Here is a 20097-nt window from a genome sequence, read left to right as displayed (position 1 = left end):
TTTTTTAAGAAATTCACTTATAACATTATGTATTATTGGGGTGACTTCCTGTATAATCTATGCGTTGCAACCTTCAAAGTTAAATGAGGAACAGTCAAAAACAAAAGATCAAGAAAAACTTCTAATAGAAATTAAAGATAGCTTAAATAATATTGATGATAGTTTACAAGAATATAACAATAATAAAAATTCTACAGAAAAAGATATTTCAAATAGTATAGATGAATTAAAGATAATGTTTGAAAAGATTATAGCAAATTAGAACTGAAAAATATATAAACAAAAAGTATTATACCCGGCTGAAATAAAGGATATAGTACTTTTTTGTTACGAAAGGAATAAAGATGGAAGATATCTATTGTAATAACTGCTATGAATACAGTAGAATTTTTGAAATACTTGATGATTGGAATATATACGATATTCATAGCACCATTAGAGGCTTTGTTTGTAATGATATTCAAGAGTGTTCAAACTGCAATAATAGTATTGTGCATAGTTCTTATATAATAACAAACCAAATTGATTTTGAAGAAGAAATTAGTAAATTAATAGCTGAAAGGTTGTCAAAAGAAGAAATCGGTGAATGTCAATATTGTAATGTGGATAAAATTATTTACACTCAAAAGTATGGTGATGTGGATGACTTAGAGACAGTTTATGATTTAATTGAGGGATATGACTTGCCCAATGAAATTAAGCAAAAAGTATATAAACACATATATTGTTCAAGTTGTCATAACAAATTAGAAAGTGATCAGCCATATGTTACTTCATATGAAGTAGATAGATGGTATCAAGTTGAATTAGAAACAGTGGTGCAAACTTTTGACATTACAAAAACGGATGGTAACAATTTTATTCTTTATTTGCTTGAGAATCCAATGTTAGGTTTAAATCATCCAGTAGGTCAGAAAATATTTAATATGATAAAAACCAAAAAAATCTCAGGTATTTCTTTGTTAGAGTCCGGTGAAAGATTGTATCGTGGAAGAAAGAGAAATAATTTTGAACGTATGGCAGCATTTATTCCGGAAGAACTTTGGAACCCTCCAGAGGGACTTCCAGTACAAGGAAGATATAATCCCCCAGGTATATCTACTTTATATCTTGCAGATAATCAAAATGTTATAATAAATGAATTAAATTTAAATTTAGATACGGAATCATTGGATATTGCTGAATTTTTAATATTAAAGGATATGCTGATATGGGATGTTAGAGAGCTTGATATTGAAATCTTTAATTCTATTCCGTCCCTAAACAAAAGATTTGTTTTAAATCAGGAGTATGTTTTCCCTAATTTTATTGCTCAATGTCTTATGGCTAATAACTATAAAGGGATAATATATAACAGTACTAGGGGAGAAGGAGCAAATTATTGTTTATTTAATTATAAGAGGAGTAGAGATTTAATAATTACTGAAGTAATCCCATCAGAAAAAAACTCACATTTTAGAACCTCAACAAAAGAGTTTAGAGAACTAATTGATAGTATAAACCAAGATGAAGATTTATTGCCGTTCTAAAATGTTTTTTACAAAATGATTCAGATACTTCATTTTTAAAATATACTATTATTACCGAGCATATAAGGTGTTCGGTTTTATTTTATTTACTACTGTGTTTTGCAAAAATACATAAGATTGCAAGATTTAAATACATTATTGCAATGAAAAGTGGAAACCTATAAAATGATTTGAAATGAAGCCTCTATGGGCAAGTCTAAGAGCCTCAAAGGCCAGTTATCTAACTTTGCCAAGGCTAAAATGTCCGCTTCTTCATATAAAATCGTGGGCAAATCACTATGTTTTTTTGTTTGCAATTTTCTGTAATGTTTCTTTTCAACTCCTCCTTGCACTTTAATATAGCCTTAAAAAACTTCATAATAATAAGTTATTACTAGTAAAATAGATGCCTAGCAAGTTATTTTGAATAATAATAGTTTTTTATAATTTTTAAAGAATAGTTTTATAATTACTAATTATAATAAATTATACTAAATTTTTCTCCCCAATTAGTTTGGGATAAATCAATACTCCATATGAATGTACTGGAAATTTTATTTCTCCCATAGTTGAATATATAATACAAAGTAGGAGATTCAGGTTGGTATATAGGTCCTGTAGAGGATGATAATACTATAGAGTTGTATGTTTTATATGCTTATCAACTACTAAAAATTAAACCAGAGATTATACAAGTTCTTGCTTTACCAAATGACTATATGGTTGTTTTTGAGAATAATGAAATACAAGCAGTATTAAACGAAAACGATGTAGATGTTTTTAAAGACTCTTTATAGATTTATTTATGGAAATTCTAAAAATAATTAATTCAGTTCTTGACAATGATAGTTTTGTTAAAGGAGTAAACGAATAGACTAGTAACAGATTGAAGAATGTTGTTATGGATTACCAGATGGCTTAGGAGGAAATAAGATATGAAAAATTATGTTTCTTTGTGGTTGGGAAACTTTACCGAATTTGATGAGTTAGAAAAGTATATAGAAGTGAAATATGATGAAGATGGAGATAGTATTCCTTCAACTTTTGAAAGGGAATTTAAAATAGGCTACTATGATAGAGATTTAATAGAGAAGGATTGGATACTAGATGCTAAAGATAATATAAAAGAGCTATTAATGGGTTTTTCATATGATGATCAGCTGATAAAGCTGTTTATGGATGTTAAATTATGTTCTAACTACAATACCATTATTTTGATTTACAACTACAATTATATTAAAGATGGTAAATCTATAAATTCAGTAAACAATTATGTATACGAACTTAATTTTGTAGGTACAGCTGAATATGTAGATTAATACTCGGAGTAATTTATTTTCCAACTATTGAACTAACCCCACTAAATTGGCTAAATAAAATTAGTGGAGCAAGTGAAAGAAGCAGTAAAAGCAAAATAACATATCATTAAAAGAAAACCTTGATTACCCAAACTATCAAGGTTTTTATTAATAATTTTCAAGAGCCCATAAGTTATAAATCTAATGATAAGCTATCAGTTATTTACAGAAATGCAGTGTTAAAACCTAAAAAAAACTATTAGAAGTTTGAAACAGGTGAATACAAATACTAGAAACAATATTTTAGAAATTCAATGGTAAATATATGCTATTATATATAGGTAATTAGTATTGGGAGGAGATTGTTTTGCCAAGTTTTTCAGAATCTTTTGGTATGGGATTTGATTTGTTTTGGGGTATTTTAACTGCCGATCCAGCTTTGACTTTTGGATTAATAGTGTTTTTTGGAACAGGGCTATTGTTAGTTTTTATCATTAAACTTATACAGTACAACAAAATTAAAAGATCAGGTATTTTGGAAATAGATAAGATGAAAGGAAGCCTTTTTGAGGATTATCTATATATTTTACTAAAGTCAAAAGGGTATGTAGTTAAAAAGACACCTGTCACAGGGGATTATGGTGCTGATTTAGTTTTACATGGCAATAATAAAAAAATTATCGTTCAAGCAAAAAGGTATAAAAATAAGGTAGGGATTAAAGCTGTTCAAGAAATTGCAGCTGCAAAAAGCCATTATAAAGCAGATGAGTGCTGGGTAATAACGAATAATTATTATACGAAACCTGCAAAAGGGTTAGCGACATCAAATGATGTCAAACTTGTTGACCGTGATACTCTTATAAAGTGGATGAATGAGATGAGAAAAAGCGCTTAAATACTGAAGGACTTATAAATCAGAAGGAGTATTATATGAAAGTAAGAGAAGTTCTAGAAATAATAAAGGACTTTAATCAAAATACAGAAATTAATGTACTTCTTCCGCTAGCTAATCGTCCGTATGGTGGAGGAAACTTAGAACCGATACATAGTGTTAAACATGTAGTTGACCAAGATATAAATAAGATTAAATTTAGATCCAGGCATTGGAGATGAAGGTCGTTTTCAAGCCTATTTAAATGAAAGAGAAAAGCAAAATCTAGATAAGCAATTAACAATAGAGGTGTTAGTTTTTTAGATTTACACTATTCCCAAAGTGTATTTGCGGAAAATATCAGAAACAGATACAATTAAGTAGATTGCTTGATTTACTTTTATGTTTTGATTTATGTATCTAAATTTGCTGACAAGGTAAGGTGTTTACATGAAGAAACTAGTAATATTAGGCGGAGGTTACGGCGGGTTCCAGATACTGCAGGACCTATTAAATAAACAATTACCAAAAGATGTTCAAATTACTGTAATTGACCGGAATCCCTACCATTGCTTGAAGACCGAATTCTATGCTTTAGCTGCTGGAACGGTGTCTGACAGACAAGTAAGAATGACTTTTCCTAAACATGACCAAGTGGACTATGTGTGGGGGGAAGTAATTAAAATTGACAGTGATAAAGATGAAATCGTGATGGCAGACAGAACGGAGCCAGTTCCTTATGATTATTTAGTCATTGGGTTAGGCTGTGAAGATAACTATCACAATGTGGAAGGCGCAGAGCAATATTCAGAAAGTGTGCAGACTATCTCTAAAGCAAGAAGAGCGGCACTGGCAGTGAATGAATTAAAATCCTACCAGCATGTTGCCGTTATTGGTGCAGGGTTGAGCGGAGTGGAAGTGGCTTCAGAAATACGCGAAAGCCGTCCAGATTTAAACATCAGCCTTTATGACCGAGGTAAGGCAGTACTTAGTCCGTTTGCACCAAAAGTTCAACAATATGTTGAAAAATGGTTCAAAGAAAACAATGTTAATATCATTCACCAAGCTAATATCGAATACTTGGAACAAGGCGCAATCTGCAATAATGGTGTCTGTACTTCAACAGATGTAACCCTATGGACTGCAGGTGTGAGACCAAATCGGTTAGTTCGTGAGCTTCCTTTTGAAAAGGACAGATACGAAAAGGTTATTGTTAATAATTTTCATCAAGTTCCAGAAAAATCTTCTGTATATGTAGTAGGTGATTGTGCATCCTCCACTTTCTCACCAAGCGGACAATTAGCACAGCATCAAGGAGAACAAATCGCCAATATCCTCCATGATATCTTTACAGGCAGAGAACCAAAAGCACCTGGAGAAATCAAACTAAGAGGAACATTAGGATCACTCGGCAAAAATGATGGTTTCGGCAACATGTTTGAAAAATCATTCACAGGACTTTTGCCAAGACTCGCAAAAAGCGGAGTGCTGTGGCTGCATAAGAGACATTAATAGTGAATATAAATTAGAGGGAAAGCATGAAGCTTTGCCTCTTTTTTTAAGCTTTTGTAAAGCTTCTATGAAGAGAAAGGTATTTAAGAATCCTCCACCGAATTATTGTATAAAGTAAGGGGTCAATATATTGAAAAAAGGAGATGCAATCATGCAAGATAGACAATTTTTATTTCAAGTTTGGCGTTGGATTGATCAGGCACAAAGAGTAAATGAGAATGCTAACGGGAAGAAAATTGTAGCACTGCCATTAAACGAATGGGAAGAGCTAAGAGCAGAAATGTTAGAAATCATTAATGAAATGGATGGACCAGTAACGAATGAAGAGGCTTTAGAAGTCCGTTAATACATATAAAAACTATCAGGCATCCAAGTGGATGCCTTTTTGCATGATTCAAAATAAAATGAGCTGGCCAATTGACCAGCTCATAAGTAATTAATGGTTTGTCGTGTAATTACGCCCAGCTTCCAAGCTTGTTCTGCTATTATTAAGAATACTGATGCTGATTAGACCTGATATACCAACTAGAATAAAGATAAATCTGGACATCCCAGCATCCTCCCCACCAAAGATTGCTGCAACAAGATCAAATTGGAAGAAGCCGATTAAGCCCCAGTTGATGGCGCCGATGATGCTTAGAATTAGGGTGATTTTTTGGAGAATGGATAAAGACATTAATAGGACCTCCTATGAAAAGTTTTAAGTTCTTATACTATGGTATATACACTTTTTTGAGGAGCTTGAAACAGCTAACAGGTCCAATAAACCTTCAAAACGCCTGATAATTTATTGTAATAACATACAGAAAGAGATATTCTATAAATACTTAATAGTTTTATACAAGGAAGGATCAAATATGGAAAAAACAATCGCAACACTACAAAAGGTACAACAATCAGCAGTGAAATTAGAAACAGTTCTTCATGAACTATGGAGCCTTGTCGGAGAACTGGAAGAAGATGCCCAATTCATTGAACTGATGGAAAAAGCGAAAAAGAAAGGTTCAGATAAAAGCTTAGCTGAATTAAGTGGACTGATAAATCAACTTGAAAACGGGCTTGGACAAATACCGGAAGACGGGACAGTGGCAATTGATTTGGAGGATCATTTAGAGGAGATTATTGAGTGGGTTAAGAATAATAAATAAAATAAACCGTATATACTTTCATTTTATATATCTTTCGTTTATTAAGGATATATAAATTATATACGACTTTCTATTGTTAGTGGTAATAATAGAAGTAGAGACCTCCTTTTTGGAGGTTTTTATTATATTTATATAGAACTTAGTAAACAAATAAACTCATAGGAGTATGGGAAAATGGATTTAGGTGCTATCTACAAACTAGTCGAAACAGAATTTAAAGTGATTCAAAGTGAAAAAGATGTGATTTGTGTTGCTCCGATAAGTGGAGAAAGCTATCCTGAAATAACTGTTAAATTAACATTCAATAAAGTAAGTAATCACTATGTGCTATATGAAGTTGTTAGAGGAAAAGAATACAAAGTAGATGTATTTTCAGATGAATATAACTCTGTATTGGCATTATATATCTTTTCGAAAAGTAAGTTAGAAGTTAGAAAATATGATGTAAACGTTGAAAATGAAATTGAGGGTGCAGACTCCTTAAATTATGTGCAAAAGATTCTAAAAAACCCATTCAGAAGAAAAGTGTTATTCTTTTTTAGAAGTAGAGCCAGATAGAATAATATTAGAAAAAGGCACAAATGATAGATATAATGTTTTATTTTTAGGGAAAAATGACTCTAAGATTTATATAGATAAATCTAGGGAATTGAATAGTGCCGCCATAGTTTTATATCATTTTTCCTGCGAATTAAGCCAATTTTATGAACTTATTAATAAGCTTGAAATAAAAACGGATTCTGATTTTATAGATAACCTAAAAGAATTATATCTTTTAGGTTAAGAAATGCAAATATATATGTTACAGAACAAATTTCTAAAACTGAGTGTTTATCCATCAGGCCTTTGTAAACACTATGCAAACTAGTAGAGTACAGAATTATATGAACCATAACAGGATTGTGTAGGCACAGTATACTATAAACTGGTGCATTACTAGAAAGCGATGGAAGCCCAATATACTACTACAAGACCCCTGAATGGAAAATAGAGACACGAGAGGTTCCGAGTAGATAGGAGAATAAAAATGGATAAGAAAAAGCAGTTAATTGACCAAATAAAAGTAGTGATAAATAAATTAGAAGAAGAGTATGCTAAAGATATAAATAGTGGTGTTTTGAAGCTTCTATATTCAAGATATAAGAAGGCGTTAGAAATATTAGAAAATAATGAGGATATTAAAAGAATAAATATTTTAGGTGGTGTACGAACATATATGGATAGCTATAATGACTATCAAAACACACTTTTAGGAGAATTGCATAAGGCTGAAAAGCTAATAAAAGAATTATGATGAAAGTATTTGTTGATATTTTGCTAAACCATTAATAGATTGATAGCATAGTAAAAGTTAGAAAGATTAATGCAATTAAAAAAGGGAAGGCTCATAAATTTCAAGAGCCTTCCCTTTTTTATTTTCAATGGATAGCTAGAGTTGTTAAAAATGGTCAGTCGATATGATTATCTTGATGCATGTAATTCAGTTAATTAGAAAAAATATATTTGTGTTTTCAAATTATAAAAATTGTATTTACAAATTTTGATAAAGCGCTTACACTAATGTTGTAAATATTTGAAATAAATGGAGGGTGAAAAATGGCAGACAGGTTAAAAGACGGTTTTTTATGGGGCAATTCTGTTTCTAGTATGCAGACGGAAGGAGCTTGGAATGTAGGCGGTAAGGGATTATCGGTTTATGACACTCGTGAAGCTTCTGAGTTTGCATCAGATTGGAAAGTAGCAACAGACAGTTATAACCGCTATGAAGAGGATTTTGATTTTATGCAGCAGCTTGGCATGAATTGTTATCGCTTTCAAATTTCCTGGAGCAGGGTTAATCCATCTGGTGACGGTGCTTTCAACGAAGAAGGAATCGCATTCTATGACAAATTTATTGATGGATTAATTGCACGTGGAATTGAACCGATGATTTGTCTTTATCATTTTGATATGCCGCTTCATTTGGCTGAAAAGTATAATGGTTTTGTCAGCCGGGAAGTGATGGATGCCTTTGTCCGGTATGGCAAGGAAATGGTTGACCGCTTTGCTCATAAGGTAAAGTATTGGATCACTTTTAATGAACAAAACCTTTATCATATTCCTGAAGCATTCAGAATCAGCGGCTATTTAAGCGGCGAGAAAACATTGGATGAGCTTTATAAAATTCAGCATCATGTTATGATGTCACACGCTAAGATTGCCAACTATATTCATGATAATCATGAAAATACATTAATCGGCGGCATGCTTGCTTATATGGAAGTCTATCCAGCCACCTGCAAACCAAAAGATATCCTCTATGCCAGAAAGGTTGACGAATTTTTCAACCATAACCTCCTAGAAGCATTTACATTCGGAAAATATTCAAGAGAAGTTTTGACCTATGTCGAGCGTGAGAACATTGATATGGGCATTCAGGCAGAAGATTTAGAAGAGCTGTCCAAACTTCGAAGCGACTTCTTATCCTTTAGCTATTATGCCAGCACTACGATCAACACTGACTTGGTTCCAGAGGGAACAGCAGTCAATTATTATATGCATCATGGCAAACAAGATAATCCGTATCTAGAGACAACGGAATGGAATTGGCAGATTGACCCGCTTGGATTCCGTGACGTTATAAATAAGATGTATGACCGCTACAAATTACCGGTTTTCCCGATTGAAAATGGCATCGGTGTGATTGAATCCTGGGATGGTCAAAATGAAATCCAGGATGACTACCGCATCGCCTATCATAAGGAACATTTCCAAGCCATGAAGGACGCGATTTTTATTGATGGAGTCGATGTGATTGGATATTTGGGCTGGGGGTTAATAGATATTCTAAGCTCGCAAGGTGATATGCGCAAACGCTATGGTGTAGTGTATGTCAATCGAGAAAACCATGATTTGAAAGATATGAAACGTGTACCGAAGAAAAGCTTTTGGTGGCTGCAGAAAGTGATCAGCAGCAACGGGGAAGACCTCGAGCCATTGGAGAACAAAGTGAATCAATAAAAATAACGAGAAGGTGAAACGGTATGAGTAAAGGTCAAAGTGACACTGCTGAAAAACTGTCGTTTATTGATAAATTCACCATGTTTGCCGCCAAATTAGGCGGCCAGATTCATCTAAGATCCTTAAGAGATGCATTTGCAGTAATTATGCCGCTGTTTATTTTAGCAGGGGTAGCAGTGCTGGTTAATAACGTCATCTTTCCATGGTTTTTTGAAGGTAATACACTAGCAAATGCCCAATACTGGGGAACCACCATCACTAATGGTACTTTAAATATTGCCGGCCTTTTGCTTGCTCCAATGATTGCTTACAGCTTATCAAGAAATCGGAACTTTAAGGATCCCTTGGCATCTGCCGCAATTGCGTTAGCAACACTGGTCATAATGATGCCCAATACCGTTTCGCTGACTCCAGTCGGCGCAGAAAAAGCAGTTGATATTACAGGCGTTCTGACATTCGGCAACCTTGGCACAACTGGAATGTTTGCTGGAATTATTATCGGCTTGGTAGCGACTGAAATCTTTATAAAAGTTTCTAGTATTAAGAAGCTTGCAATTAGTCTAGGGGACAATATTCCTCCAGCTGTGAGTAAATCGTTTAATGTCATGATTCCCGCCATCTTGGTATTATCCTTATTTGGTGTGATCTCATTAATTTTGGCAGTAGCATTTGACACTAACTTAATTTCGCTAATTTCTAATATGATTCAAGAGCCATTACGAAAAATTAATACGAGCTTGATAGGGACAGTAGTTATTTACAGTATTGGAAACTTCCTGTTTTCAATCGGCATTCATCAAACAGTTGTCAATGGCGCATTACTCGATCCGCTGCTACTGGCCAATATGAATGAAAATATGCTTGCTTATGCAAATAACGAGGCAATCCCACATATTATCAACAGCTCTTTTGTGCATACATTTGGCATGATTGGCGGTACAGGCAGCACAATTTCATTGATTCTCGCTATCTTCCTATTTGGAAAAAGCAAGCCAGGGAAGGATATCGCCAAGCTAGCTACAGGACCAGGACTGTTCAATATTAATGAGCCGGTTATTTTTGGCTATCCAATTGTCTTCAATATTCCAATGATGATACCATTTGTACTCCTGCCAGCCATCGGCATTATCGTCACTTATTTTGCCACAGCTGTCGGGTTCATCAGCAAGACGGTTGTATATATTCCATGGACAACTCCGCCGCTTTTGAGTGCCTATCTGGCAACAGCAGGTGACTGGAAGGCTGTACTTCTGCAGGCTGTGATTATCATCGGTGGTGCATTCCTATACCTGCCATTTATGAGAATAAGTGAACGGGTCAGCCAGATGAGCAACGACAAAGCAGCATAAAATACTTTAGGTATCAGTATTGAACATGTTATGATACTAATATAGGGAAATCGTCCAATAATTGGCGATTTCCTTTTTTTAAAACAGCAAGCCAAAGCCATTCTAAATAATAAATTCTTTGAGGTGTAAAAAATGGTCAAGTATAAAAATATTGCCGAACAAATTCGAAATAGAATCATCAACAATGAATATGATGCATCAAAACCCCTTCCAGATCAGGAAAGGTTGGCAAAAGAATTTGGCACGAGCAGAGTGACTATTATAAAAGCCTTAAATTTATTATCAATCGAAGGCTTAATATACAGTAAACAAGGATCTGGAACATTTATTAGAAAAAACGCCTTACAAATGTCCAAGCTCGATTCAAGGGCAGATGAATACGTAGGAGTAACAGAACAGATAAAAGGCAACGGTACGATCTCAAGCGTTATTATCTCCTTCAACGTCCGCTTTCCAACCGAAGACGAGTGTGAAAAACTGATGATTACCAAAAGCCAGCCTATTTATGACATTATCCGCTTCAGGCTGTTGAACGAAGAACCGTTTTTAATGGAGCATACCATAATGCCAGTCCATGTAATCCCAAATATAACAGAAGAAATCCTGAATAAGTCCATCTATCAATACATAAAAAATGATCTCGGCTTAACGATGCTGGGTGCCAACAGACGCATCCGTGCAGACCAGCCAGATGAACTGGATCAGCAATATTTAAAGTGCACGGAACGAGATCCTGTACTTGAAGTGATTCAAGTTGTTTATTTGGATAATGGGGTTCCGTTTGAGTATTCAAGAACGCGGCATCGATATGATATGGGGGATATTTTGGTTGTGGATATGAAGTATAAGAATTGACTATTTAAGTGGTAGAAGATTTCCAAGAATATCTATAAACACGCACGATGTATTAACAAAGAAACAGTGAGATATATTAGCAAATCCACTTCTATTTTGAGAATGATAAACGATTAATGAGCAACACTTATTGGAGTGAGGTACATGCTTTCGCGAGAACAGAAACGCAAAATTTTAAATTCATATTCTTTATTTGAATATAAAATTAGCTACGACAGATATAACTATAAGTATAAAAATAAAGTAATCGCACGAGAGTTCAGCCATACAGGCAATGGATATATATGTGGTAAAGAGTTAAATGATCCTTTAAAAAAATATGAAATAGACAATAGAGGCTGGATTAACATTAAGGATATGAATGAAGAGGAACTCAGAACATTAATTGAATTGGTTATTGATATTTTCGGAGTTACTTTAGGCGAAAGAACGAATTAGGGGGGGACCAAAAAAGGTGCACCCCTTGAGTTATTTGGAAATAATAAGAGATATTTATTTGTAAATTTTGTAAAAAGACACTGTTTCCTGTTAGACATCATGGCGGTGTCTTTTTTGTTCCGAAAAGGTGATTAATAAATGATAACTATATTTTTAGAATCACTGTAATTTAATAAAATTATATTTTGCTATCCATATCTTAAAATTAAAGGCAGATTTGAGAAAGTAAAGTAAGCATTATTAGATGATTAGTAGTAATCCAATCATGTTTTTGTAATATTAAATCCCTAGGGATTTAATAATAAGTTCAATGTTGAAATTTTAAAAAATAGGTTTTATAACAATGCTTAAAAAAAGAAAGGAACAAGACAATTGTATTCTATTTTAATATTTTCAGGTGTCTTTATTATTGTATTATTTTTAGCAATGAGAAAAACTATAAAAGATACTTCAAAGAAAAAACGTTGAGAAATATTGTGTTAGTTAAATGGTTCGTCTTGTTTGAAACAGTAAAACTAGATATACAAAAAGTGTCAGGAACCATTATCGGTGCCTGACACTTTTTGTTTTATAGAGAATAAATGGGGTATATATTTTCATAAGCAAGAGATTTAGTTAGATAGTGTTGAAATAAATGAGAGGGAAAAGGGTTGATAGCCAACATGTTGTTGAATAAAAAGTACATATTGTTTTTCAGTTTAATCATAGTCTGCTTGTTAACTGCTTGTACCGAAAAAGAGAAGCTTGCCGATGGATCTGAACTGATACATAAAAATCAATTTGTTTTTGCTGCTTCTGGTGAGTTTAAGCCATTTAGTTATATAAATGATGATCTCACCATGTCGGGCTTTGATATTGAGGTTGGCGAAGCGATTGCAAAAGAAATGGGCCTTGAGCCGGTTCAGAAGCGTATTAAATTCAAAGGAATTGTAGAAGGAGTAAAAACAGGCCGTGCGGATGCAGCTGTTGCTAGTCATACGATTAATCCGCAGCGGAGTAAATATGTTTCCTTCTCGACACCATACTATTATTCTGGACCGCAAATATTCACCAGACCAGATAGTCAAATTAAAACGGCCGACGATTTAGCCGGCAAGGAAGTAGCGGTAGCAAAAGGCTCGACATATGCCGATACAGCTTCCAAGTATACAGACAAAGTAAAAACCTATGACAGTGATATCACAGCATTACAAGCATTAAGCAGCGGACGTCATGATGCAGTAATCACCGATTTTGTTACAGGCAAAAGTGCTGCAAAGGAAGGCTTTAAAATTAAAGCACAGCAGTTAATTAGTCGCAGTGAACAAGCAATTGTACTGCCTCAGGATAATCCAAAGCTATTGAAGCGAGTAAATGAAGCTTTGGAAGCACTCCGAGAAGATGGGACACTAACAGAGATTAGTCTCAAATATTTTGGTGAGGACATTACCAAAAAACCAGAATAAATCAACCTGGAAAGAAAGGAAGTATAACATTGCCAAGTTTTTCGCATTTTTTTGACGTATTAATAGATACAAAAGGTGTATTTATAAAAGCAATGCTTTTAACATTAGAGCTGACAGCTGTTTCTATCTTACTGGGAATTGTCATCGGACTTGTCTTTGCTCTATTAAAAATCTCTAAAATAAAAATATTAGAAGTTATTTCAGATACATATGTCTATTTAGTTCGTGGTACACCGCTGATTGTACAAATATTTATTCTCTACTTCGGAATTAGCGGCATTTTCCTCCTGCCAGATTTTTGGGCCGCTTCCATCGCCCTAGCTTTACATAACGGAGCCTATATTTCCGAAATCCTGCGCGGAGCGATCCAAGGCGTTGACAAAGGTCAATTGGAGGCAGGACGCTCTTTAGGAATGACAAAGACATTGACATTAAGAAGAATTATTCTTCCACAAGCATTCCGCCGAGCGCTGCCGCCTTTAGGCAATCAATTTATCATAAGCTTAAAAGATTCCTCGCTAGCCGCATTCATCTCCATGAATGAGCTGTTCAATGTGGCAACAACACTAGGGTCCAATAATTTTGACGAAATGACCTATTTACTCATTGTAGCAGTCTACTATTTATTACTAGTAGCACTGTTGACATTTGTAGTAAACCGAATTGAATTAAAACTATCCGCAAGTGACAGATAGGAGTGAACACATTGGACAAGAAGGAAATGATTAGAATAAATCAATTGAATAAATCATTTGGAGACCTGCATGTTTTAAAAGATATCGATATGACCGTTCTAGAAAGCGATGTTGTTTGTCTTATAGGATCCAGCGGTTCAGGAAAAAGCACCCTTCTTCGCTGTTTAAACTTTCTAGAAAAGAAGGATAACGGCAAAATTATCATTGAAGGAAATGAAGTCAATCCTCAAACCGATAATCTCAACAAGATTAGGGAAAAGGTAGGAATGGTGTTTCAAAATTTCAACCTGTTCCCGCACAAAACTGTTCTGGAAAATATTATTGAAGCACCTGTCATGGTAAAGGGTGTTGACAAAAAGAAGGCTATCTCTAAAGCAAAACAATTACTGAATAAAGTAGATTTAGAGGATAAGGCAGATGTCTATCCTAGCAAACTATCAGGTGGCCAAAAGCAACGTGTGGCGATTGCTAGAGCACTCGCAATGGAACCAGACATTATGCTCTTTGATGAGCCGACCTCCGCACTCGATCCCGAGCTAGTCGGAGAGGTTCTGACAACCATGAAAGACTTAGCCGAAGAAGGAATGACAATGGTTGTCGTAACACATGAAATGGGCTTCGCTAAAGAAGTAGCGGATAAGATTGTGTATATGCACGATGGAAAGATTGTTGAACATGGAACCGCTGAGGAATTTTTTAACCATCCTAAAGAGGAGAGAACTCGGGAGTTTTTGAAGGCTACGATGTTGAAATAGGAATAGGAGGTCCTGTCTGGTTGTTTAGGCAGGACCTCTTATTTTTATTGTAATTAGACTGAATTTGAGTCTTTAGACACTAAAAAGTGGTACTAAATTCATAAACATAGAAAAATGGAATAATAAGGAAATAAAGTCAAACGTTTATTTTTCATAAGAAAGAAGAAAATAGATACTATGTTCAAGTATACAGGAATGGACCCGTGAAGGTGCTACGATTTAATGCTGCCATTTATTTTGACAAAAGAAGTTTGTCTAGAGGATCACCCGTTTATTAGCCGTAAATTAAATTCAATGAATAAAGCGGAAAAATTAGCAAAGGTCCTATTTAATCATAGTATTGACACCTCCACCTTTTGGAGTGGTAGACCAGATATTATTGTTGAAATCTATGAAAAAGATACGAATATATTAAAAAACATCATTATAGGAGAAGTAAAGCATACTTCTCGATTGGAGTATGCCGTTACAGGACTCCGAGAACTTGTAGATTATGTAACACTTATTAAGGATATAAATAGTAACTACATGGATCTAAATGATGAAATAAAAGTAAGAGGGATATTGTTCACTGATAGAATAAACATGTTTGTATCTAATAAAAGGAATTAAATTTGATTGAGTTTACAGATGAGATTTCACATGTTTCTATATAAAAGAGAAATAGAAGGGTAAGCATATTAGTAAATGTAACGGTGTTGGTATATAGACATCGTTACATACTATGCACCCATCAGAGACTTTGACAACAATATTAGAATTGTTTTCTCTTCTGTTTGTCAAAGCGTTTATGTTAGCCATTATATTTTGATGGTTGTATTACGTTAATCTTTTAAAAGTATATTATCTTAGTGCTTAGTACCTTTTGCTATAAATCTAGTAACTTTCCTTACCATATCCACCGTTATTCTCGGTGTTACACCTTGAATCCATTCTTCATCAAGCTTTCCCCAAGAATCTTCGATACTTCTTAGTAATTCAAAATCGAAAATCCTTTCCCATGTGTCTTCGACTGGAAAATTTTCTTCGTCCTTTAAAAATTCTTCCCATTCATCTTCACTTTTTGTTACTGGATAACTAGATAGCACTGAATGCCAAGTCTCAAAATCTGACCATAAAATCTGTTCATCCGGTATCTCTAATGTTAGAATAACCCCTTTAGTACCTTTTGGTAATAGAGCACTCTCATTTCTGTTCACTCTTCTTCTCCAAACCCATATTGGATAAGTTCCACTTGTATATCCAGGAATTCTTTTTTCCATCTGAGACATCATCCATTTATATGGCTCTTTAAATTCCTCCCAAACAAACTTTTCCTCACCAGACAAATAGCCTTGCTCCCTCATTTTGTAATATGCATCTAATCTTTGAACAGTATAAACTCTCATTTCAAAACCCCTTTAATATTTTTGCTGTTTATTCTTGATTCAATTTCCGGGTTCTTTATACATATCCCAAGCAAAATTAATTTTCTCTTCATAATTAATTTCATCGCCATAAACATCCCCAAACTCTTTATCCTCTGAAATTACAATATAAAGATCTCCACAATTATTCAGCTTTGATTTTTGAAAACGGTTATTATATTCATCTTCAATGTGCCATTTAAGATATATGATTTCTGAGGAATCATTCTTGTATGTAATTTCAACTGCTGTGATGTCTTGATATTTCATTAGTCTTTTAATAGGATTAGTTTTCTGGTCAATTTGACTAAATGTACATTGGTTATATTCTTCTTTATTCATATCTCTGTTGATTTGAATTATAAATTCATTGCATGAAACTTTTTTTGAAATACTGTTGCTTGCGACTCTGGATATAGTAGTATTAATTTCCCCTAAGTGAAAATCACCGATGAACTTTCTGTCTACTTTTACAACTTCGCAATTTTCTAAAATTAACTCGACATATTTTAATTCCAATATTTTCTCTCCAATCAATAAGAAATATATTGCAAGATTAATTATTATATAGTTTAAATAATTAACTTTCAATTAATTTACTTTCATGTCAAAAAATAAATCTTTTCATATATTGACGGATTATTGGCTGATTACCTATAGAGTTATACGATACAGGGTTCTGATGAGCTGTTTTGCATGGTGACTTTTAATTCTTATTACAATGGATATTCATACAAAGGAACAAGTATGGGATAAGAAACTTTATCAACTTTACCTGATACTTCATTGCCTTGATTATCATTATCCTTGTAAGGTGCGTTCGTAGTTGCTTGCCCAGAAAAGCTGCAATGTACCTGTTTAGTGACAGTATTTAAGTTATCCCATATTTATTTTTATTAAAGTCAGAATGAACAAGCACCAAACCTTGTTTCATAATATTGAGACTGGTTGCAGAGTCAAAGTAACATATTCGTTCCATACAACTGAAATATACCAATCTCTTCATAACTTCATGTTTTAAATTTAGAATATATCCTACAGTGGGTATCACACCATTCAAGGGTTTTCTAAAACTTCCATAACTAAAATGTATAGTCTATTTTACAGTAAGCTTACCTAATAACCTGTATATACTAGAAGTAACAGATTAGAAAAAACTTTTAATAAATTTCTGGAGAGGTCTTTTATACCTTCTTAGGAAAAAATATCAACTGAATTACCTATTCCATTGTATAGTTACAGAAAGTACCATAAATAGTATAATTACATTTTTCTAAATAAATGACTTTTTTAATAATAATTTATACTAAAAAATATAATTATTGGGTATTGAGCATTAGAACGTTGCGTTTCAACGGAGTAAAAAAACTACATATATATGTTTTAACTGGAGGTTTTTGATGAATAAGGCACTGGTTATTTTATCAACTCTTGCAGTTTTATTAGGGGGTTGCGGAGTGAAAAAAGAGGAAGCTAACCAAACACAAGCGGGAGAAGAACAAAAAGCTCCGAAGGATTTGGATGCAAAGGACTTACCACAGGTAACGGCCTTCCAAGATAAAGCAACAAGAGCATACATGGTATCAACCGAAGAAGTGGAGCCTGGGTACTATTTACTTGAATCTAAATCTAAGAAGATTAGAATGTTATTCCCAGAAGAAGGAAAGTACTCAGATTTATTATCTAGTTATAGTAAAAATGAAGAAAACATTGGCTTTAATGAATTTGATAAAGAAGCAAATATTTTGATGAATGGTCAAATTATCTATCACAATGGACAAAGTTTTCTACAGGAAACCGATACAATGCTAGAAATCATTAGTGGAAAAAATAAATACTCAGAAGAATATCAGAATGAAAATACGGATGATACAGAAATGTATATGGGATATAAAAAAAGTACATTTGATAATTTGGATAGAAAATATAATTACTCCTATAGATACTTCGGCTTTGTTAAACCAAATCAAAGCGTAGTGGAGGGAGTGGAATATTCCTTTATCTTTACATGTAAGGATGATAATCAATCCTGTTCTTTAGATGAAAAAAGTGCAAGAGATAAAGTGACAAAGATGATATCTTCGATTCGATTTATAAATCGGTGACGAATTTGGAACTAATTCGGGATTAATTATATTATATATACATTTTTTACTGGAGGTCTTACTATCAGTTTATAGTGGATTGAAAGCGAAATTAAATTATTTATCTTAATTAAATAATAGAAGAGAAATAATGATTAAAATTAAAATGCCTGACATAATTGTTGCAAGCTAGTATGTCCAGCTTGCATTAGCAACTGTTAAGTAATGTGTGAAATTATGAGCTATTTTTAGGAGTCGTACTCAATTGAGTGCGACTCCTATTTTTTAACACACTAAATTAGCAGTGTTGCAAAAAAAATTCTAATATTTTCTATTTGTTAACCGACAGATTTCGACAAAACAAGAAGTTTTTTTGTAATAAAATTAACGTATTAGTCTTTATTACCTATTACATTCGGAATATTTTTTGCATAAAGAAGGGAAATGTAATTAATAGAAAAAGGCAGAGTTATTTAGTGTGTGGAAAAACTGTAGATGAATCAGAATAACAAGGTATCAACATTCTGGAAATAGGCCTAATCAAGCATCGATTTGAGGCATTCTTGTTTTTCCTATATAGGATGTAGCTATATTGTAATTATTTCAATATTGGAGGTCACATGATTTATTTAAACAAATGGTTAAAAGAAATAATCACTGCAATTAAAAATTTAGGTGGAGAAGGTACGCTTGAAGAAATTTATAGTGAAGTAGCAATGACAAAAAGTCTTGATTTAAGTGCATATAAAGACTGGAAATCACAGATCAGAAAGAATATATATATACACTCAAGTGATTGCGATATTTTTAAAGGTTCGCCAGGGGGAGATAAAGATATCTTTTACTCTGTAGATGGAAAAGGTACAGGTAAATGGGGCATCAGAAAAGTAGATGCTCAATCATCCATTTTTCCATTTGTTCTAAATACTGAGTATAAGCGCTCTAATATACATGACAGTCTGGGAGGGAATCGACAAAGAGGGATTTCCTCTTCAAGAGACAATCCAATGATTTTTATCTTTTCAGGGCAGGGAGGTAAATTATACGGGTATGAAGATGGGTGGAAGGATGAGAATACCTATCTATATACTGGTGAAGGCCAAGTAGGTGATCAGCAATTCACTGAAGGGAATAAGGCATTAAGGGATCATATTGATAATCGTAAAGATGTTTTTTTGTTCGAAAAGAATGAAAATAACGGTTTATATAAATTTGAAGGTCAGTTGACATTAGTTGGTTATCATTTTGGAGCTGGTCCTGATAAGTTTGGGAATAGTCGACGGTTAATAATCTTTGAATTTGTGAGAAATGAGAATATCACAGTCAAAACTGAAGATATTTCCACATTCGTAGAAACCGATAGGCTGGAGGAATTAAGATTACTGGCAACAGAATCTTCTTCTACCGATACTTACACAATTAAGGAAAAGAAACAAATTACTCGGAAACGTTCTGCGGCTATTAAGAAATACGCACTTGTTAGATCGGAGGGTATTTGTGAAGCGTGTAATCAAGAAGCCCCTTTCTATACAAAAGAAGGACATCCATTTTTAGAAGTTCATCACTTATATCGATTATCAGATGGAGGAATGGACCATCCAGAAAATGTTGCTGCTATATGTCCGAATTGTCACAGAAGAGTACATTATGGTAGTGATAACGTTGAATATAATAAAAAACTCATAACTACTATTACTACTAAGGAAAAATTACTGGAAACTTAATAAGAACCA

23 protein-coding genes and 1 pseudogene are annotated in these 20097 nt (G+C 33.6%); 21 read left to right on the top strand and 3 right to left on the bottom strand.

The window, feature by feature from the left end; translation table 11 throughout:
* The first annotated feature begins 64 nt into the window (after window positions 1-64).
* The 8 genes and pseudogenes from MKX82_RS25435 (at window position 65) to MKX82_RS25405 (ending at window position 5535) form a co-directional block, all read left to right on the top strand.
* On the top strand, window positions 65-262 hold the full coding sequence (locus tag MKX82_RS25435) for a hypothetical protein (RefSeq protein WP_341081050.1): 198 nt from the start codon (window positions 65-67) through the stop codon (window positions 260-262).
* Window positions 263-344: 82 nt separating this feature from the next.
* The gene (locus MKX82_RS25430; protein ID WP_341081049.1) at window positions 345-1529 is read left to right on the top strand and encodes an RES family NAD+ phosphorylase; all 1185 of its coding nucleotides are present in this window, start codon (window positions 345-347) and stop codon (window positions 1527-1529) included.
* Between the two features lie 569 nt (window positions 1530-2098).
* Window positions 2099-2305 (top strand): annotated as a pseudogene (locus tag MKX82_RS30495) (immunity protein Imm33 domain-containing protein); the annotation flags it as partial.
* Window positions 2306-2443: 138 nt separating this feature from the next.
* A complete protein-coding gene (locus tag MKX82_RS25425; RefSeq protein ID WP_341081047.1) occupies window positions 2444-2827 on the top strand; it encodes an immunity 22 family protein in 384 nt (127 codons plus the stop codon).
* A gap of 346 nt (window positions 2828-3173) precedes the next feature.
* The gene (locus tag MKX82_RS25420; protein ID WP_341081045.1) at window positions 3174-3701 is read left to right on the top strand and encodes a restriction endonuclease; all 528 of its coding nucleotides are present in this window, start codon (window positions 3174-3176) and stop codon (window positions 3699-3701) included.
* A 35-nt stretch (window positions 3702-3736) separates the two neighbouring features.
* Entirely contained in the window at window positions 3737-3919 is a 183-nt protein-coding gene (locus MKX82_RS25415) for a hypothetical protein (RefSeq protein ID WP_233315178.1), read from the top strand.
* 208 nt (window positions 3920-4127) lie between these two features.
* A complete protein-coding gene (locus MKX82_RS25410; RefSeq protein ID WP_341081041.1) occupies window positions 4128-5189 on the top strand; it encodes an NAD(P)/FAD-dependent oxidoreductase in 1062 nt (353 codons plus the stop codon).
* A gap of 151 nt (window positions 5190-5340) precedes the next feature.
* The gene (locus MKX82_RS25405; RefSeq protein ID WP_233315180.1) at window positions 5341-5535 is read left to right on the top strand and encodes a hypothetical protein; all 195 of its coding nucleotides are present in this window, start codon (window positions 5341-5343) and stop codon (window positions 5533-5535) included.
* Between the two features lie 90 nt (window positions 5536-5625).
* On the opposite strand, the gene MKX82_RS25400 is transcribed toward MKX82_RS25405, so the two are convergent.
* A complete protein-coding gene (locus MKX82_RS25400) occupies window positions 5626-5865 on the bottom strand; it encodes a DUF378 domain-containing protein (RefSeq protein ID WP_233315181.1) in 240 nt (79 codons plus the stop codon).
* 181 nt (window positions 5866-6046) lie between these two features.
* On the opposite strand from MKX82_RS25400, the gene MKX82_RS25395 reads away from it, so the two are divergent.
* From MKX82_RS25395 to MKX82_RS25345, 11 genes are all read left to right on the top strand, one after another.
* Window positions 6047-6337: a hypothetical protein gene (locus MKX82_RS25395; protein ID WP_251645799.1), complete on the top strand. Its 291-nt coding sequence runs from the start codon at window positions 6047-6049 to the stop codon at window positions 6335-6337.
* 174 nt (window positions 6338-6511) lie between these two features.
* Entirely contained in the window at window positions 6512-6895 is a 384-nt protein-coding gene (locus MKX82_RS25390) for a hypothetical protein (protein WP_341081038.1), read from the top strand.
* 469 nt (window positions 6896-7364) lie between these two features.
* Window positions 7365-7631: a hypothetical protein gene (locus tag MKX82_RS25385; protein WP_251645803.1), complete on the top strand. Its 267-nt coding sequence runs from the start codon at window positions 7365-7367 to the stop codon at window positions 7629-7631.
* A gap of 302 nt (window positions 7632-7933) precedes the next feature.
* Window positions 7934-9337 carry a glycoside hydrolase family 1 protein gene (locus tag MKX82_RS25380; RefSeq protein ID WP_341081036.1) on the top strand — a complete coding sequence of 468 codons (1404 nt, stop codon included), beginning with the start codon at window positions 7934-7936 and terminating at the stop codon, window positions 9335-9337.
* Window positions 9338-9360: 23 nt separating this feature from the next.
* A complete protein-coding gene (locus tag MKX82_RS25375; protein WP_233315186.1) occupies window positions 9361-10686 on the top strand; it encodes a PTS sugar transporter subunit IIC in 1326 nt (441 codons plus the stop codon).
* Between the two features lie 132 nt (window positions 10687-10818).
* Window positions 10819-11541, top strand: a complete 723-nt coding sequence (locus tag MKX82_RS25370) for a GntR family transcriptional regulator (protein ID WP_341081034.1) — start codon at window positions 10819-10821, stop codon at window positions 11539-11541.
* Window positions 11542-11685: 144 nt separating this feature from the next.
* On the top strand, window positions 11686-11979 hold the full coding sequence (locus MKX82_RS25365; protein WP_341081031.1) for a hypothetical protein: 294 nt from the start codon (window positions 11686-11688) through the stop codon (window positions 11977-11979).
* Between the two features lie 662 nt (window positions 11980-12641).
* Entirely contained in the window at window positions 12642-13424 is a 783-nt protein-coding gene (locus MKX82_RS25360; RefSeq protein WP_341081028.1) for a transporter substrate-binding domain-containing protein, read from the top strand.
* Between the two features lie 29 nt (window positions 13425-13453).
* Window positions 13454-14119: an amino acid ABC transporter permease gene (locus tag MKX82_RS25355; protein ID WP_233315191.1), complete on the top strand. Its 666-nt coding sequence runs from the start codon at window positions 13454-13456 to the stop codon at window positions 14117-14119.
* 26 nt (window positions 14120-14145) lie between these two features.
* The gene (locus tag MKX82_RS25350) at window positions 14146-14874 is read left to right on the top strand and encodes an amino acid ABC transporter ATP-binding protein (RefSeq protein ID WP_341081641.1); all 729 of its coding nucleotides are present in this window, start codon (window positions 14146-14148) and stop codon (window positions 14872-14874) included.
* Window positions 14875-15111: 237 nt separating this feature from the next.
* Window positions 15112-15486: a hypothetical protein gene (locus tag MKX82_RS25345; protein ID WP_341081023.1), complete on the top strand. Its 375-nt coding sequence runs from the start codon at window positions 15112-15114 to the stop codon at window positions 15484-15486.
* A gap of 236 nt (window positions 15487-15722) precedes the next feature.
* On the opposite strand, the gene MKX82_RS25340 is transcribed toward MKX82_RS25345, so the two are convergent.
* Both MKX82_RS25340 and MKX82_RS25335 read right to left on the bottom strand, forming a co-directional pair.
* On the bottom strand, window positions 15723-16262 hold the full coding sequence (locus MKX82_RS25340; protein WP_341081021.1) for a DUF3841 domain-containing protein: 540 nt from the start codon (window positions 16260-16262) through the stop codon (window positions 15723-15725).
* Window positions 16263-16301: 39 nt separating this feature from the next.
* Complete coding sequence (locus MKX82_RS25335) at window positions 16302-16799, bottom strand: hypothetical protein (RefSeq protein ID WP_341081018.1); 498 nt, start codon at window positions 16797-16799, stop codon at window positions 16302-16304.
* Between the two features lie 881 nt (window positions 16800-17680).
* Here MKX82_RS25335 and MKX82_RS25330 point away from each other — a divergent pair.
* Both MKX82_RS25330 and MKX82_RS25325 read left to right on the top strand, forming a co-directional pair.
* Window positions 17681-18385, top strand: a complete 705-nt coding sequence (locus MKX82_RS25330) for a lipoprotein YvcA (protein ID WP_341081016.1) — start codon at window positions 17681-17683, stop codon at window positions 18383-18385.
* A gap of 599 nt (window positions 18386-18984) precedes the next feature.
* The gene (locus MKX82_RS25325; protein WP_341081015.1) at window positions 18985-20088 is read left to right on the top strand and encodes an HNH endonuclease; all 1104 of its coding nucleotides are present in this window, start codon (window positions 18985-18987) and stop codon (window positions 20086-20088) included.
* The last annotated feature ends 9 nt before the right edge of the window (window positions 20089-20097 follow it).

The organism is Niallia sp. FSL R7-0271, from assembly GCF_038005785.1.
Taxonomy (GTDB): Bacteria; Bacillota; Bacilli; order Bacillales; family Cytobacillaceae; genus Niallia.
The sequence above is the reverse complement of the archived record's forward strand: the minus strand, read 5'-3'. Positions and strand labels throughout refer to the sequence as shown.